The following is a 15,060-nucleotide window of genomic DNA, read 5'->3' on the forward strand; positions in this document are numbered from 1 at the left end:
TCACGATGCGACGCGCCGTCATCGGAATGCTCCTGGCATTCTTCACCCTCGCCCTGTTCTCCCTCCCGGCGAAAGCGGAGCCGGAGCCGTCCTACTTCGAAAAATCCAAGGTTTCCACCACGCTCCAGAAGCCGCCCATCTCCGGAACCATGGAGGACGGCGTCTGCAATTGGTACGACCTGTGCGTCTGGGAAAATCAGAACCTGACCGGCCGCATGGCGGACTTCACGTACATGGACACGACCGGGCACCCTGACTGGTCCGCCAGCACGGCAAACGGGTTCATCGCCAACAATGACGAGTCCGCCATCAACGCGCACCTGTTCCTGAACGCTTACATCTGCACCAACACATACCAGTCCGGCCAGTGCGGACAACTCGTACCGGGTGGTTACGGTAACACCGCGCCCACGTACGCGAACAATTCCGAATCGCACTACTGGAACTGACCCCGTTCCCGGCGGGCGCGGGGCCCGGCCCCCCGCCCCCCCCCCGCCCGGGGGTACCACGCCCCCCCCCCCCCCCCCCCCGCCCACCCCCCCCCCCCCCCCCCCCCCCCCCCCCGCCGGGGGGGGGGGGGGGGCCCCCCCCCCCCCCCCGCCGCCCTTCCGGGAGATACCATGCGCCCCCACCTCGCCGCCCTGCTGACAGCCGCCACGGCCCTCACCGCATCGTGCGCCCAGGCCCTCCCGAGCGACACCACCACCCCGGACGGCGCCGCCCTTCGACTCCCTCTGGACGACTATCAACATTCCCCCACCCAGACCCTCACGGTGGCCAACGCCTACCGCGTCCTCCTCATCCGCTGCGCGCGACGCCACGGCCGCACCCTTCCCATCACCTCCTCCCCCCGCCCCCTGGTCGGCCCCCGAACGTGGATGGAACGCCGCTACGGTCTCACCGACGCAGCCGACGCCGCCTCCTACGGCTACGGCCTCGGCCCCCGCGACCCGGCCCGCCACCCGCCCGAGACCCCGGACCTGGACCCCGCCACCATCGCCGTCATCACCGGCACCGGTGACAAGGCCCCGCCGGGCGGCTGCCAGGAGCAGACGCGCGAGGCCCTCGCCATGGCTCCCTCGGGCGCCGACCCTTCGCTTCCCCAGCACCTGTCCATGCTCAGCTTCCAGCGCTCCCGCACCGACCACCGCGTCCAAACCGCCGTCAAGGAGTGGTCGGCCTGCATGCGTGCCGCCGGCCACTCCTACGCCACCCCCTTCGACCCCATAGCCGACCCGGCCTTCCGCGACGGAACGTCCGAGAAGGAGCTCGCGACCGCCCGGACCGACCTCGCCTGCAAGAAACGGACCAACCTGGTGGGCGTTTGGCTCTCCGTCGAAAGTGCCTACCAGCGGACGATGATCGCCCAGAACGCCACCGCCCTCCAGGGAGCCAAGCGGGCGAATCAGACCACCCTGCGTCTCGCCGAGGAGACCCTCGCTGCCGAGATGCGGGCTCCGGCGTCGACGAGCAGCGGCTCTCCGGCCGATTGACACCGTGAACGGGCCCGCGCGCCGACGGCGGGTCCAGCAGCCGGGCGACGTCGAGACCGAGCGGTGAGGTTCGCGGTGGAGGGGAAGCCGGCGCGGTCGTCCGCGGTGCGAAAGGAAGTCAGCGCTGGTCGCGCCAGGCCTCCGCAAGGATGCGGGTGACGGCGGTGCTCAGCACCCGTACGCCGCGGGTCGAGCCGGGCTCGATTCCGGCCAGCTCGCGAACCCGTTTGAGCCGGTAGTCGAGGGTGCGAGGGTGCACGCGTAGTGCCATCGCGGTGGACATCCGGTTCATGTCGTTGCGGTAGTAGGCGTCGAGCGTCGCCACCAGGTCGGGACCGCTCGCCAGCCGCCGGGTCAGCTCGCGCAGCCACTGATCGACCTGCGGCATCTGGGCTGCCCCCAATTCCGCGAACACGTCGGCCACGCTGTACACCTGGCGGGGGACACTCTCCACGGGTGCCGCCTGGCAGACCTTGCGGGCCAGCGAGAGCGGGTCCGCCAGTGCATGCGTCCGGCCCGGGGCCACGCCGACCGAACAGGGCCCGGACAGCTCGGCGAAGTCGCGGATCAGGGACAGCGCCTGGACCCGGGCCGCCACCTGCCCGTCGATCGGGTCGTCGCCGCCGCACGGCACCAGCGCCGCGAACTCATCCGGCCTGTGCCAGGTCAGCGGGATGCGGTGGCGGTTCAGCAGCGTCTTGACGACCTCGTCGCGCCGCAGGTTGTCGTGCCGGCCGCCGGAGATCCGGGCGATGGTCACCAGGTAGTGGTCCTGCATCGGCAGGTCGAGTTCGCCGGCCAGCTGGGGCGCCGCGAGGTCGTCGGAGAGAAGCATCCGGGCGAGCATCTGGATCCTGGCCACGACGGGCAGGAAGCGCTCCTGGCCTTTGAGGTATCCGCGCGTGTAGGCGTTCTGCGCGGAAAGGCCATGGTGGGCGATCCACCCGAGAATGCGCATGACGTCGCCAAGGTCGTTGGGGCCCGCCGCCTCGTGGATCTCACGAAGCGTGAGATTGGCGTGCAGTAGCAGAACCTGCCGCTGGGATGCCAGCGAGACGCCCACCTCGCCCCGCGCCGCGCCGACCGAGGCCATGTACGCCTGGTCCTGCTCGGTGTACGACTGATCCTCCGCAGCCAGCTCGACGGTGCGGCGCCGCAGAATCACCGCGAAGTCCAGCATCTGGGCGGACCCCCGAGCCTCAGCGGCCAGGCTGCGGTAATCCGCGAGCTCGCGGGTATACACCTCAACCGCACGCCGGGCATTGGCATCCAGGCTGCTGCGTAAGGTCCGGAACAAATTACCCATATCGGCTCTCCTTCACATCCAGCCGTCAATAGACCGCTGATAGTCGGGATCACGCGAACTGGTTAACAGATCTACTTTACTGGAGTTGATTGCGCAAGATGACAAGTTCGGATTGACGTTGCCACTTCACTTTTCCGCCGTAACCGCCATCGGCGAGGACAGGCGGGCCACGGGCCACCCTTTGGTACACGTCACCTGCGGGATCCTCGCATCCGATGCGGGTGAGCGCCTGCGACACAACCGGACCGATCCCACGTGAAGCACAAGGCCCTGACTTGCGGCGACGCTTGAACGACCGGCGGAGGACCCAGAGTTTCCGCAGGCCAGAGATGGCTTCGTTGGATTATCGCCGTTTACTGCGGGAAACCGCTGGTAGCGGGGGCATTGGAGGTGCCGTACGAGGCTGCGTACTTCTTTTCGGCCAACTACAGGTTCCGGTATTCGGGCGCATCGACGAAGCGCTTTTCGGCTTGCAGGAAATGGTCGATCGCTTCGGCGATTATCTGCTCGGCGTGGTGCGCGCCTTCCGACCAGGAGCATTTCTCCTGCTGGACGATGTTGTCGCTGTTGCCTGCCTCCCATTCGTTTCTGGCGGAGAAAAGGTCGTCGGGCAGGGCGATGATGTCGACCCGGAACTGGCACATGGCCAGCAGATCCGGGGAGGCATGGACCGGGGATCCGGCCCGCACTGCTGTTGCCAGCCTCCTGCCGTCAGTGCCCGACTCGGGCCGGTCGAGCGGGTGGTCCCACAGCCAACTCCAGCCGATCGCGTCCGCGAGCAGGTCCAAGACCTCGTCCCGCGCCCAGCAATAGGTCCGGGCGCAGAACCCAACGAGATTCCGAGGGCAAGACCAGCGCGCTTCGCCAGGCCCGTTGCGAGACCACGAGCACGATCCCGACCACGCCCGGAGCGCTGCCGCTGCTGGGGGCACCTCGTCCCCATCGTCCGCGATCCGCTGGCGTTCATGAGGGGTCTGGCACCCCACGGCGACCTGGTCCAGCTCCACCTCGGCCCGGCCCGCGTGGTCGGTGTCGATGCCGACTGCCGCGAATATCGCCATCCAGCGCACCGCAGGCGATCTCGCATCGATCGTGACCGTGGACGAGTGATCCACCTGGGCGGCATGGGAAGCTGCTGACCCGAGCCGATCTCAATCGCATCGAGGAAGCACAGGTGACATGGAACCACCTCGCCGCTAGAGGCATCCATGGAAGCTCGATCATGGCCCACAACCAGCGAGCGTCAACGAGAACGGGCGGGACTCCGTGAGACCGGAGGCCCGCCCGTTCGTACGATGTTCGCCCTGGTCAGCGGTCGGAACCGCTGATCAAGCTCGAGTGCCCCCTGCAGGATTCGAACCTGCGCACCCGGCTCCGGAGAGCATTGCAGGTTTGCTCGTGGACATGCCCTTGACCAGGGGCGATGCACGAATATCACTCGATCAAAGCCATGGATGGCCCACACGTGGCCCACGATCATGCAGAGAGCCTTCTGTTGACTTGATGTACAGCGGGCGCGAAGCACATCACGGGCTTCAACCCACAGCGGTCGTGGAATGTTCTGCGTTGTGATCGCCCCCAGCCAGGAGGTTCCTCGTGTTCCACAAGATCCTGCGAGCCCTCACCCAAACCACTCCAGACCAACGGCATGCAGCCGAGGACGATGCGTGCGCCTACGGAACACAGTTGCTCACAGAGGCCCGCGAGGAGCTCAACCGGGCGGACACCAAAGCCCAAGTACTCCTCGGCATCGTTGGCATCGGCCTCGGCGCCGTCACAGGCGGCCTGCTCGCGGGAAGCTGGTCACCTTTGGCGATGTCCAATGCCGTCGAGTGGCTGTGGTGGGCAGGCGCGGCGGCAGCTCTGGCGTCCGTGGTGGTGCTCGCTGGCGCGGTCTATCCGCGGTTGGATCGGCGGAAGGGGAACAGCGCCGTCATGTACTACGCCGATGTCTTACGCCTCGATTCCACGGTGAGCGTCACCAGCGCTCTGATGCAGTCCTCGACGCTGGACCTGGAGCGGGTCGCTGATCAGCTGTACCGGGTCAGCCGCATCGTCGGGCAGAAGTATCGCCTCATCCGCTGGGGGTTCTGGCTGCTCCTGAGTGGAATGACGGCTACGGTGAGCGCGGCGCTGATCAACGTCGTGCTCACCGGGTCTCCGCCGTGACCGCGCAGGCGTAGGTATGACGCCGCTCCGACAGGCAGGTCACACTCCGCCTACCAGCAGAGTGTCGTCCTCCAATGGAGGAACGGGCAGGCCGAGAAGTTCCAGAGTGCTGCGGAGTACTGATTCGTTAGTGACGACGAAGTTGAGCATGTCCACCGACTGGTAGCTCTGCATGATCTTATCGACGGTGCCAAGGAGTTCCTGCGCTCCCTGCTGCCGCTGCTCGACTAGATCCGCGATGATCTGCGGCAGTTGCTCTGGGGTGACGGCCAGTTGGATCGCGTGCACCACTCGGGCGCTTCCCTCCACGGCGGCGAGAAACTCCTGCCATTTCTGCCGGACCTCGTCGGTGCTCTGGATTTTGAGCAGCGCTGCGGCGGCGTCGGATTTGATGTCGTGCTGCTTTCTGTGGGCATCCCGGTTGAGCTGGCGTATCTCCTCGGGAACGTTCACCTCGGCTCTGACCGTCCATCGGTAGACTCCCGTCATCTCTCCCGAGATCGATCTGAGCTGCTCGTTCGCGGCCTGTTCCGCCGCGCCTGCGTCGGTGATCTCGAACCGCCGGGTGATCGGACGTACCTCCTGGCAAGCGCGCTGGAGAATCGCCTCGGCCTCGGGCACTTCATCGTTGAGGAGGGCTCGGGCCCGTTTCCCGGCCGAGGTCGCGGTCCGGAGCAGGGTGACGGAGAAGTCGTAGGCGTCGCCCTTGGCGGGCGAGGCCAGAACGAACGGCTCGATGTTGACGGGCGGTTCGGCCTCGGGCTCGTTCTGTTGGACGTGATAAAGCACGGGTGCCAGCCAATTGCGCATGTGATCAGCTCCTGTGAACGAGTTGACGCAGGTGGTGGTGAAGATCCTCGGAGATCTCGCCGTGGTGCCGCCAGAGCCGAAGGTAGAGCAGGGCCCGCTTGGCGTTCCGCCTGTCGGTCAGGCTGAAGATCTGGTCCGTGATCTCCCGTACGGTGGGCCGCTCGTCGTAGTAGCGCAGCCATTCGCTCAGCAGCAGGTCCCAGGACTCGGGCACGACCAGGCGACCTTTTTCCTCGTAGCTGAGCGCGTTGCGCCAGAGCGTCACGAGCGAGGGATGGGGATCGAGCCGGCTCAGATGCGGCCGCTCGGGGGTCGGGACGGATAGCGCGGTCAACCGTCCGAAGGCGAGGGCGGCGCTGCGATGACCGGCGGGTCCTCCTTCGTCGACCCAATCGGCGAGGTTGTTCACGATGGTGTGCGCGGTGTCCGCGCGATACAGATAGGCGATGGACTGGGCCACTTCATGGTGGAACTTGTCGCCCCTGGTGAGGACGAGGGTCCTGAACGCGGCGAGGGCTTGGTCAGGGGCGGAGAGACCGACAGATGAGGCATAGGCGCGGATCGCGATCGCCTTCTCCGCATCGTTGCCTTGGATCATCGAACGGAGATGAAGGTGGACGCGGCGTGTCATCGACGGGTCTTCGGCTGCGGCTTCCAGCGCCAGGGCAGCGAGCTGATGATCTCGGGGACGGCGGGACTGGCTCCACACCTGCAGGAATCGCTTGTTGACGAGGGCGAAGTCGAAGGTCGCAAGCTTCCCGACCGCATGCCCGACCTTGATCCTGGTGTGCGAAGATCCCTCGCCGCCGAGCCAGAGCAGCCAGTCGACCAACGAGTCACGGATCGTCGGCTGGTCTTCCCAGATCACACGCAGCATGACGGCCGCCAGTTGGGGGCGTCTCAGCCTGATGTTCCGCCCACCACCGGGCCCAGCAGCTGTTGCCTCCGCATCCACATAATTCAGCCAGAGGGGTAGCTTCTCCCAGAGCTGGACCGGTTTCGGTGAGTGATCACGGCGCCACTTCTCGTCGAGCCGTTCGGCCAGGGCCAGTGCCGCGCCGGAGATCTCCGCCTCGGGCAGCCCATGGAGTACGGCGATGCTTGTCATGAAGCACCGGCCTAGGGTCGGCCTGCGCTTCTCCAGGTCTTCGCCGACCTTCGCGCGCATCCGGTGGAATCGCCGGTTCAGCATGATCTCGATGGAGGTGCTGGCCTCCAGGGTGGCGGCCACCTGCTTGGCTAGTTCGACCACCTGCCAGGGTGCGGAGTGGGCGCGGAGTTCCTCGTCCAGAAGCCGCTGATCGTCCGGGGCGAGCCGGGCGCCCGATGCCTGAACGGACAGATGCTTGGCGAAGATCCGGGTGTTCGGCGGGGCGTCGTGCTCGATCACGGGCGCGACGGAGGAGCTGATGTGCTCCGGCACCAGGACGATCATTCTGCAGTCCGCATTGACGCCGGCACGCTTGAGATTCGTGGTCACCCTGTCCACGGCGTCGGGCGTATCGACTAGGTCCAGCAAGTAGCCGTGTCCCGATTCCAGTTTCCAGTCACGGGGGTTCGGCGTGCTCGCTCCGTGCGGAATGATCCAGCTCGCCCTGCCGCACCAGTCGAGCAGCGCCGCCGTGGCCGTGGTCGCCTTTCCGGTCTCCGCGGAGCCGCTGAGCAGGACCAGGCGTTCGCTGTTGAGCAGCCTGCGTGTTTCCGCTTGCGACTGGGTCGGTACCAGCGTTCGCCGTAGATCCTCGGTTTCGTTCTCCGTTAGCTCGTGAATCGTCGCCGTCGGTTGGGCCCGTCCCTGATCTACGTGGATGTCGCCTTGGGCGAGCCAGATGTTTCCCTTCTTGACGCGGTTGCGCACGCGGCCAATCAGGTCCCGAGTGCCAGCGCTGGGCCGCTCGTCGGCGAACAGGTCGTCCAGGTTCTGCTTGCGTTCCAGCCACTCCTGTCCGGAGGCGGTCATCTCGTTGCGGATCGATTGGTTGTCGGGTTCCTGGGATATCTCGTCCGCTTCCTCGGGAGCAACGGCCTCGGTCTCCGGGTCTTCCTGCTGCGGGGGATTGGATTTCGGTTCCTCAGGCGGAGAGTCGCTCATTTCTTCTTCCCCTTCGGTTCACGAGCGACGTTGATGTCTCCTTGCGCGAAGAGAATGTCACCTCTCTTGACCCGATTCTTGATCGATCCGATGCTCCGCGGCGGTGATGACGGGGTGTCGCTGGACGGCTGGGACTCCGGAATCTCCATGTCGTGGACGTCGAAGTGCGGCACGTACAGGTATGCCGTGTACTCCTGCTTCTTCTCCGCCACCGCGACTTCCAGGAACTCCGACGGTCTCGGCCGCCCCGGCCCCTGTGACACGTAGTCGCGGAACACCTCCCGCGAGACGATCAGCGCCAGATCAGCGTCGCGGAAGGTGTCGAGAGCGGTCCGGATCGGTGCCGAATCGCGCAGCCTCGCGGGCTGTACCGCATGCTGTCCGGGCCACCCGGCCGCGCCGTCCAACTGCAGCGGTCCGACGTGGACGGCGAGCCTCATTCTCATCCGGGCCCAGGTGGGATCGGAGCGTCGGCTGTTGTGGGCTGCGATGGCCACGTCCAGCTCGGTCAGGAACTGGTCAAGGAGGAGAGGAATCGTGACGAAAGGGCCCGGCTCGGCGGGAAGGTGGACGGTCAACGAATCACCGCCCACCTGACGCTCCCACGCGCCATGGTCCAGCTGGACGCGGTCTGCTGCCGTCTCGATAGTGCTGATCAGTCCGGACTGAAGGGTTCGCTGTTGGGCGTCAGTGCGGCCGCCGCAGTTCTCGATGTCTGCTGTGAGCAGGACTCGGTAATCGTGTGTGACCATGGCATCTCCAATGAGCGGATGAGCTCAACGGTGAGGCACGGCCAGCCGAGAGAAGCCTTAGAAATATGGCTTGGTTAATAACGGGAGGTCGGCGAGCGCAGTCAGCCCTGCCAGGTCCTTCACCACCACGTCGCGGTGCCCTCGTCGGATGACCCCCTCCGCGGCCAGTTCGCGCAGCGCCTTCTGCGTCGTGATCTCCTTGGCGCCCACCAGCATGCCCAGCTCGGCTCTCGTGAGCGGGATGCCTATGCTCATTCCGTCATCCGTGGCGCGGCCGTGCCGCGAGATCAGCGCGATCAGCACGCGTGCCAGGCAGATCTTCGTCTCATACCCGGCGAAGTCGAGACGCCGTTGATTGGCCCAACGCAGCCGCTCGGCCACGACCTGCGTCAGCGCCAGCGCCGCGGCCGGGCGCCGGGCCACGAAAGCGCGAAACACCGGGCCCCTGACCTGTTGGCAGACAGCGCGCCCGCAGGTGGTCACGCTCGCCGACCGCGGCGACCCATCCATAGCGGCCATATCACCCACGATGTCACCCGACACCCGAATCGCCAGGGTCGCCTCCACACCGTTCTCAACGCCTCCGGTCACCTTGACCAGCGCGTCCAACAGGATCCAAACCGATGTGCCGCGATCTCCCTGGCTGATCAGCACGTGCCCGGGTGGGAACGAGCGCAAGGTCCCGAGCCCCAGGAGCTCCGAGCGCAGCTCGTCCGTCAAACGGTGCATGAAGGTGCCGGTCGGCCATCGGTTGGGTGCCAAAGTTTCCTCCAGCAGGCGATGTCTCACACATATGCCAGCCGGGTTGTCTCGGCAAGGGAGTAATACGTTCGCGGATCGGTGGAGCCTTTGCACGGGAATCCACCTGCGAGCGTCAGCGAGTAGGCGGGACTCCGGGAAAGGCCCGCCCCTTTTGTACGGTGTTCGTCCTGGTCGGCGACTAGAACCGCCAGTCAAGATCGCGTTCCCCCTGCAGGATTCGGACCTACGCACCAGACTCCGGAGAGGATTGCAGAAATACCTAGCCTTGCTCGGTTGACCTGCGAAAACATCCTGGCAGCCCGTAGTCGGAACCTCTTCGGTCCACGATGGGTCCATGGGCAGGGTTGTCCCCCTCTCCAGAGGAGAGCCGTGGGGCCCCGACAAGCAGACGTCGTCAGCAGGCTCCGCCAGAATGGGAACGGTGAACGTTCCCATGGCCAGTCCTGGCTCACCGGCATCATCACCTCAGGTTCATCCCGTAGATGACCGAACTGACCTGGGAATCCGCGTCTACCGCGTCACGAACTACGACCCGGCTGACCGCAATGGAGCCGGCCACTACGTCGGTCCCGAGGACGTGTACAGCGACCACGGCGCAGTCGAAGAGGCTTACCTAGCTTCTGTGGCCGCTTTCGCTGAAGAGACCGGCATCACCCACCTCACGATTCGGGAACCCGGGGTAACCGGCTTCGTGAACTTCGGCGTAGAGCCTCCGATCGACGGTCATGGCCTGGCCGGATTGTTCCCACCCGACCTGACGGGTTACCACGACGGCGCGCAGGTGCCGATATCCGTCGCCCTGGAGTTGGTCCGGGCGATGCTGCGCGACAACGGTGCCTGGTGCCGTTTGGAGGCCGAGGACCAGTTCTTCGTCCACGTAGGTTACGACCAGTACGTCTATGTCGGCAGCGCGCTACCGTGCCCGCGCGCGGTGGCGCTAACGCACCGGCGTGGACTCTTCGCCGAACCGATCAACCAGTCACCGTACGACCCGCAACTCGATGAAGACGATTCTGTACGGCGACGCCCCGCTGATGACGCATTCTGGGCCGAGCTGAATGCTCTCATTAGCAGGCGAGGCGCGGTGTTGCTTGAGGAGGGCTATCTCTCCAACGCCTCACGCTGGCACCGCATCACCCTTGATGGGGTTGCCCCGATACGGAGCCGGCTCGCCCCGCGGGCCAGGCTACTGATTTGGCCCGACCTATCGACAAACGTGGACGCAGCCCTTGCCGAACTTCCCGACGACGGCCTCGTTGAGATCGTCTGGCAGAACCCTCAGGGGCACATCACCAGCCTGACCGTCGACGAAACTGAATATCCGGCACTGCCCGCCATGCTGGCTGAAGCCCACGCGGTGCTGATTCTTTCCTGCTACGACGACGAACGTACCCCGCTGATGGCCGCCGTGATGCCCGACCCCGATGGCGTACTCCGCGCACGATGGATGCCCTAACGCTCACCACCCATAGAGGTGTAGTCAGCTTAGGCAGATCGGATGTCCGGGGCTGGCTCCGGAGAGGATTGCAGCTTCGCCAACAGAAACGCCCTTGACCAGGCATGATGCTTGAATGACACTTGATCAAGTTGATTGTGGCCCACCGGTGGCGGCCCACGATCACGCACAGTAGAGCCCCTGCCAACGTCGATTTACTGCGCCGTAGTCCGCAACTGTAGCTCTGTATGGTGGGCGGCGTGTTGCATCCAGATGCGGTTCGTCTCGGTCGTGAAGCCGCTCGGCGCCTGGCGTTGTCTGGTACCTGTGAGGTCAGACCGGGTTTGACCGACAGGGAGTTCACCTGGATCGAGAGAGAGCATGGCATCGAGTTCGCTGACGATCATCGTGCCTTCCTCGCCGCTGGACTCCCGATCAACTCCGCTCGGCCGGAGGAGGGGGCGACGTGGGAACGGGCTTGGCCGGACTGGCGCGACGGCGACGAGGAGGAGCTTCGTCTCCATCTGGAGTGGCCTGTTCGCGAGGTCTTGCGTGATGTGAGAGGCGGTGCCTGGCTGACATCATGGGGAGCCCGGCCCGAGGATAAGACGGAGGCACTGCGAATCGCAGAGCAAGGGCTGGCGAGGGCGCCGGTGCTCATCCCGCTCTATGCGCACCGCTTTCTACCTGGCGGTTCTGGCACATACGGGAGTCAGGTCCAGTCGGTATGGGGAGCGGACATCATCCGTTACGGCGCAGACCTCGCTGATTACGTTACCCGTGAGTTCTACCCGCTCGATGAAGATCACAGAGCTCGGGGTGAGGACGGGAGTCCCGTATGCTCCAGAAATCCTTCGACCAGCAGCCACCCGCCAGTGACACCGTAGATATCCTCGAGTGACCACAGCTCCGCTGGCACGTTCACCGCACCGGCCCGGAGCCAAATCTCGTCGTCCGTCGGACTGGCAGGCGCCCACTCCGGAAGCTGGACGAGCGCCGCCGGTGGCTCGTCGGGGAAAGTCGGGGTCGATGTCGGGCGTCACGTGGCGCCAGCCTCCGACCCACCGATCCCGACTGTGCCTGACGCTTCGCCTACTGGCTACGTCAGAAGTGGAGCTCCCCACTACAGACCCCTGCAGTGAAGGCCGTCCGTTTCTGATGCCCTTGTCCATCGCCTTGGTGGGCAGGGGTCGATGCCGCCTGATCGCACGTCCCGAGGACGTCGCCATATCATGATGAGTCCGTCCTGGGGATGTGCTTGCCGAGCTCCTTTGCGGCCTCCGCCGTCTTCATTACCACGACGAACAGCTCTTCGAAGGCAGCCGAGAGCTCGGTCTCCGTCTCTGCCTGCTCGGCATCCAGGCAGCGGAGCATGGTGTTCTCGACTCCGCTGATGTACCGGGACCACGCCTGGTCGAGCTCGTCGTTCACGGACGGGCTGAGCAGCCGGGCCTCTTCTCTGGCATCTGCCACGATGCCGGTGAGCTTGGCGCAGGCGGGTGCGAGGCGCTTCGTTCGCGAGGAGACGTCCTCCTGCGGGCTGGACGCGTACGGCTGGGCGACATCCGCCAGCAGTTGGAGGGCGGCGCTGTACTCCCGCAAGGTCGTGCCCACGTGGCGCAGCCAGTTGGCCATCGGGGAGATCCCTGACCGGATGGGACCGGTTGGGGAGATCGTGTACTGGATCAGCAGATCCCGCCGGGGCAGTGGAGCGTCCATGACGATCGTCTGGTACGTGGTGGCGCCGACGACGACGGCCACGGCGATCGTGTTGAGGAAGCCCACGCCCGGCATGTGCCTGGCCAACTGACCGGCGCCCGGGGCGGGCAAGGGGGCGCGCCGGCTGAGCAGTCGGGCAATCGACTGGGACAGTGCCGCGCCGAGGGCGCAGAACAGCAGCCCTGGGCCCATCAAGAAGCCGAGTGAGTACTCGACCAAGGGCATGTAACGGGCAGGCTCCCAGGCGCACGTCGTCGCCAGGCTGTTCAGCGGTCCCAGACAGCCGTCGAGGGTGCCCCTGATCGCCTGGCCGAGCAGGCCGATCGTGCACGTGATGCCCGAGGTGATGAGAGCAGTGATCAAGGGGTAGCCGCCACGGGCCGTCACCCCGGCAACGATCGCCACCACGAGCATCACGGCGAAGCACGACACGATGATCCAGCCTAGGCTGACGATGCTGTCGACCTGCCAGTCGCCGGACCCGCGTGCGGAACGGGTGGCCAGAGGCTCGGCCAGCAGACCCAGGCAGCAGACCAGTCCGCCAATGATGCCGATGCGGACAAATCGGCGCAGTTCAGGAACGTTCATGATTGGTGGTGCCGATCCTGGCTGTGCCCGCTCCAGCCAGGATCGGGTCGCGTTGCGGCGAGCCCTCCGCCAGAACAGCAGGATCACGAGCCAGGGCAGTATGGCAAGGACGAAATGCCCCGAAGGTCCCGCCGTCACGAGGGAGAAGAATCCCCACAGCACCGCGAACAGAACGACGATGGACATGAGCAGAGCGAAGAAGGGCACGAGCGGCAGCTTTCCGAGCTCCTTGTTGAGCTGCGTGTTCGCCCATTCCTCTGAGCGCTCCCACCGGTGGGCGGCCGCACGGCTCACCCGTACGAGCCACTTTGGTGCCACCTGCGGCAGCCGGCTCGGCCCCGTACGCGGCAGCCGCGAGAGCCACAGCTGAAGTGGAAAGAGCCACAGCAGCGGCACAGACCACCAGAGTCCCATGAAACTCATGTCACTGCCGGGCACGGCAATCAGCGCCGCGACCAGCCGCAGGAGCTGAGGCGCGGTCGCGGAAGGGAGCTCGGCCTCGCGGAGCGCCTCGCCGGGGGAGAAGTGCCAGCCGGTTACCCAAGCCTCCTGGGTCCACCAGAGCAGCACGAACGCGAGCACGAGGCCTGGCGCCAGCAGGCCGACGTTCATGGCGACGTTCAGATCCTCGCCCCGGTAGGTCCTGATGCGCAGTTCCGCGAGCTGCGCGGTCCAGGCCATGAGCAGTGCGATCACGGCGATGAGGATCAGAAGGGCTTCGGGATGGGCGGGGAGCAGCCGCCCTTCCGCGAGCCTGCCGTTCGTCAGCTCGCCCAGTACCAGCCCGAGGCCCAGCCAGATGCCCGCCCGCCAGCCTGAGGGAATCCGGCGGCCGGTCTGGACCGCGTGGACGATGGCGCGCCAGAGCACAACGCCCCCCACGGCCGTGATCAGCCCCGAGATCAACAACTGCTGCGCCATGTCTAGCCAGGGCCGCGGGGATCCGAGCGGCCAGATCATCAGATCATGAGCCGAGGGCGGCGAGATCTCGGCCAACCCGAACTGCGAAGTCAGCTGGGCCGACGCGATGTAGGCGGCCAAGCCGGTGATGAACAGCGGAAAGGTCCGCTGGACGAACAGCCCGTCGGGGGTGGTCAGCGCCCGCCTGCGAAGTCGCCAGGACGGATGGGTCCGCCAGATCTCTGCGAAGGCGGATATGGCGTGCGTACGCAGGCTCTCGTCCGGCTGCAGCAGCCGGACGCCGGAGAGAAGGTCGGCACGGTTCACCCGCCACAGATGCACCGCCGTACGGTCGGCGTAGATCTCACGGGTGCGCAGAATGTCGGCGCGGGTCAGATAGACCATCACGATGATGAGGACATCCTGGATCAGCGCATGGGGCCCGACAGCCAGGGAACCGGTCAGCGAGGTGGCGAGGATCATGGCGGCGTCGGGAATCAGGGCGGCGATCAGCACGACTCGCCACATGGCGATGGTCGCGTAAGTGATGCCGACATCGCGGTTGTGGATATGGGCGAACTCATGCAGGACGACGGCCCGGAACCGGGAGGGGGCGGTCGTGGCGGAGGCGATGAGACCGCCGTTGAGGCAGACGATCGGCCGGCGGTCGGTGCCGTAGACGACGGCACCGGCGGACCCCGCTCCGGGGGCGTAGACGAACTCGGGTGTGACTTTGAGTGCAGCGCATGCGACGAGACGGTCGAGTTCGTGTTGGAGCCGGCCGCCGTCGGCGATCTCCTGCACCGGGATGACGCCGGTTCGCCGCGCCTTCCAGCTCGGCAGTCTCCTGTACACCTGGAGGGCCGCGGCGATCAGAGCCGGCGGCGCGACATAGGGAATCCAGGTGAAGGAGACATGACCGCCGAAGAGCTCGGTGAGACGCTGGGCGAAGTCGTGTGCCGTGCCCACGCTCTCAGCGACGAACAGCACCAGTAGAAGGACGAAGCGCCGATTGGTACCGGCGCTCAGCACCC

At 65.9% G+C, this 15,060-nt stretch carries 11 protein-coding genes; 4 read left to right on the plus strand and 7 right to left on the minus strand.

Annotated elements, in window-relative coordinates:
- The first annotated feature begins 5 nt into the window (after positions 1–5).
- Positions 6–449, plus strand: coding sequence for a peptidase inhibitor family I36 protein (locus ACIBQ1_RS14040; RefSeq protein ID WP_397277366.1), 444 nt, complete (start codon positions 6–8; stop codon positions 447–449).
- 171 nt (positions 450–620) lie between these two features.
- The gene (locus tag ACIBQ1_RS14045) at positions 621–1,493 is read left to right on the plus strand and encodes a hypothetical protein (protein WP_397277368.1); all 873 of its coding nucleotides are present in this window, start codon (positions 621–623) and stop codon (positions 1,491–1,493) included.
- Positions 1,494–1,611: 118 nt separating this feature from the next.
- On the opposite strand, the gene ACIBQ1_RS14050 is transcribed toward ACIBQ1_RS14045, so the two are convergent.
- Entirely contained in the window at positions 1,612–2,799 is a 1,188-nt protein-coding gene (locus ACIBQ1_RS14050) for a PucR family transcriptional regulator (RefSeq protein ID WP_397277369.1), read from the minus strand.
- Positions 2,800–3,224: 425 nt separating this feature from the next.
- Positions 3,225–3,587, minus strand: coding sequence for a hypothetical protein (locus ACIBQ1_RS14055; RefSeq protein WP_397277371.1), 363 nt, complete (start codon positions 3,585–3,587; stop codon positions 3,225–3,227).
- Between the two features lie 808 nt (positions 3,588–4,395).
- Between ACIBQ1_RS14055 and ACIBQ1_RS14060 the strand changes: the two genes are divergently transcribed.
- Positions 4,396–4,968, plus strand: a complete 573-nt coding sequence (locus ACIBQ1_RS14060) for a Pycsar system effector family protein (protein WP_397277372.1) — start codon at positions 4,396–4,398, stop codon at positions 4,966–4,968.
- 39 nt (positions 4,969–5,007) lie between these two features.
- Here the strand turns inward: ACIBQ1_RS14060 and ACIBQ1_RS14065 are convergent, their stop codons facing one another.
- The 4 genes from ACIBQ1_RS14065 to ACIBQ1_RS14080 are packed head-to-tail and all read right to left on the minus strand — an operon-like array spanning position 5,008 to position 9,351.
- Positions 5,008–5,778 carry a hypothetical protein gene (locus tag ACIBQ1_RS14065; RefSeq protein WP_397277374.1) on the minus strand — a complete coding sequence of 257 codons (771 nt, stop codon included), beginning with the start codon at positions 5,776–5,778 and terminating at the stop codon, positions 5,008–5,010.
- Between the two features lie 4 nt (positions 5,779–5,782).
- On the minus strand, positions 5,783–7,870 hold the full coding sequence (locus ACIBQ1_RS14070; protein ID WP_397277376.1) for a hypothetical protein: 2,088 nt from the start codon (positions 7,868–7,870) through the stop codon (positions 5,783–5,785).
- Positions 7,867–8,622, minus strand: a complete 756-nt coding sequence (locus ACIBQ1_RS14075; RefSeq protein WP_397277377.1) for a hypothetical protein — start codon at positions 8,620–8,622, stop codon at positions 7,867–7,869. The genes ACIBQ1_RS14070 and ACIBQ1_RS14075 overlap by 4 nt, the downstream gene beginning before the upstream one ends.
- 57 nt (positions 8,623–8,679) lie before the next feature.
- Complete coding sequence (locus ACIBQ1_RS14080) at positions 8,680–9,351, minus strand: Crp/Fnr family transcriptional regulator (RefSeq protein ID WP_397277675.1); 672 nt, start codon at positions 9,349–9,351, stop codon at positions 8,680–8,682.
- A 454-nt stretch (positions 9,352–9,805) separates the two neighbouring features.
- Between ACIBQ1_RS14080 and ACIBQ1_RS14085 the strand changes: the two genes are divergently transcribed.
- Positions 9,806–10,840 carry an RNA-binding protein gene (locus ACIBQ1_RS14085; protein WP_397277379.1) on the plus strand — a complete coding sequence of 345 codons (1,035 nt, stop codon included), beginning with the start codon at positions 9,806–9,808 and terminating at the stop codon, positions 10,838–10,840.
- A 1,209-nt stretch (positions 10,841–12,049) separates the two neighbouring features.
- Here the strand turns inward: ACIBQ1_RS14085 and ACIBQ1_RS14090 are convergent.
- A complete protein-coding gene (locus ACIBQ1_RS14090; RefSeq protein ID WP_397277381.1) occupies positions 12,050–15,016 on the minus strand; it encodes a M48 family metalloprotease in 2,967 nt (988 codons plus the stop codon).
- Positions 15,017–15,060 lie beyond the last annotated feature (44 nt).

It is taken from the genome of Nonomuraea sp. NPDC050153, from assembly GCF_044460125.1.
Taxonomy (GTDB): Bacteria; Actinomycetota; Actinomycetes; order Streptosporangiales; family Streptosporangiaceae; genus Nonomuraea.

Bases quoted from the DNA above. Each gene is read 5' to 3' on its own strand.
- ACIBQ1_RS14040 (WP_397277366.1), top strand. From the start codon at position 6: ATGCGACGCGCCGTCATCGGAATGCTCCTGGCATTCTTCACCCTCGCC.
- ACIBQ1_RS14045 (WP_397277368.1), top strand. From the start codon at position 621: ATGCGCCCCCACCTCGCCGCCCTGCTGACAGCCGCCACGGCCCTCACC.
- ACIBQ1_RS14050 (WP_397277369.1), bottom strand. From the start codon at position 2,799: ATGGGTAATTTGTTCCGGACCTTACGCAGCAGCCTGGATGCCAATGCC.
- ACIBQ1_RS14065 (WP_397277374.1), bottom strand. From the start codon at position 5,778: ATGCGCAATTGGCTGGCACCCGTGCTTTATCACGTCCAACAGAACGAG.
- ACIBQ1_RS14070 (WP_397277376.1), bottom strand. From the start codon at position 7,870: ATGAGCGACTCTCCGCCTGAGGAACCGAAATCCAATCCCCCGCAGCAG.
- ACIBQ1_RS14075 (WP_397277377.1), bottom strand. From the start codon at position 8,622: ATGGTCACACACGATTACCGAGTCCTGCTCACAGCAGACATCGAGAAC.
- ACIBQ1_RS14080 (WP_397277675.1), bottom strand. From the start codon at position 9,351: ATGCACCGTTTGACGGACGAGCTGCGCTCGGAGCTCCTGGGGCTCGGG.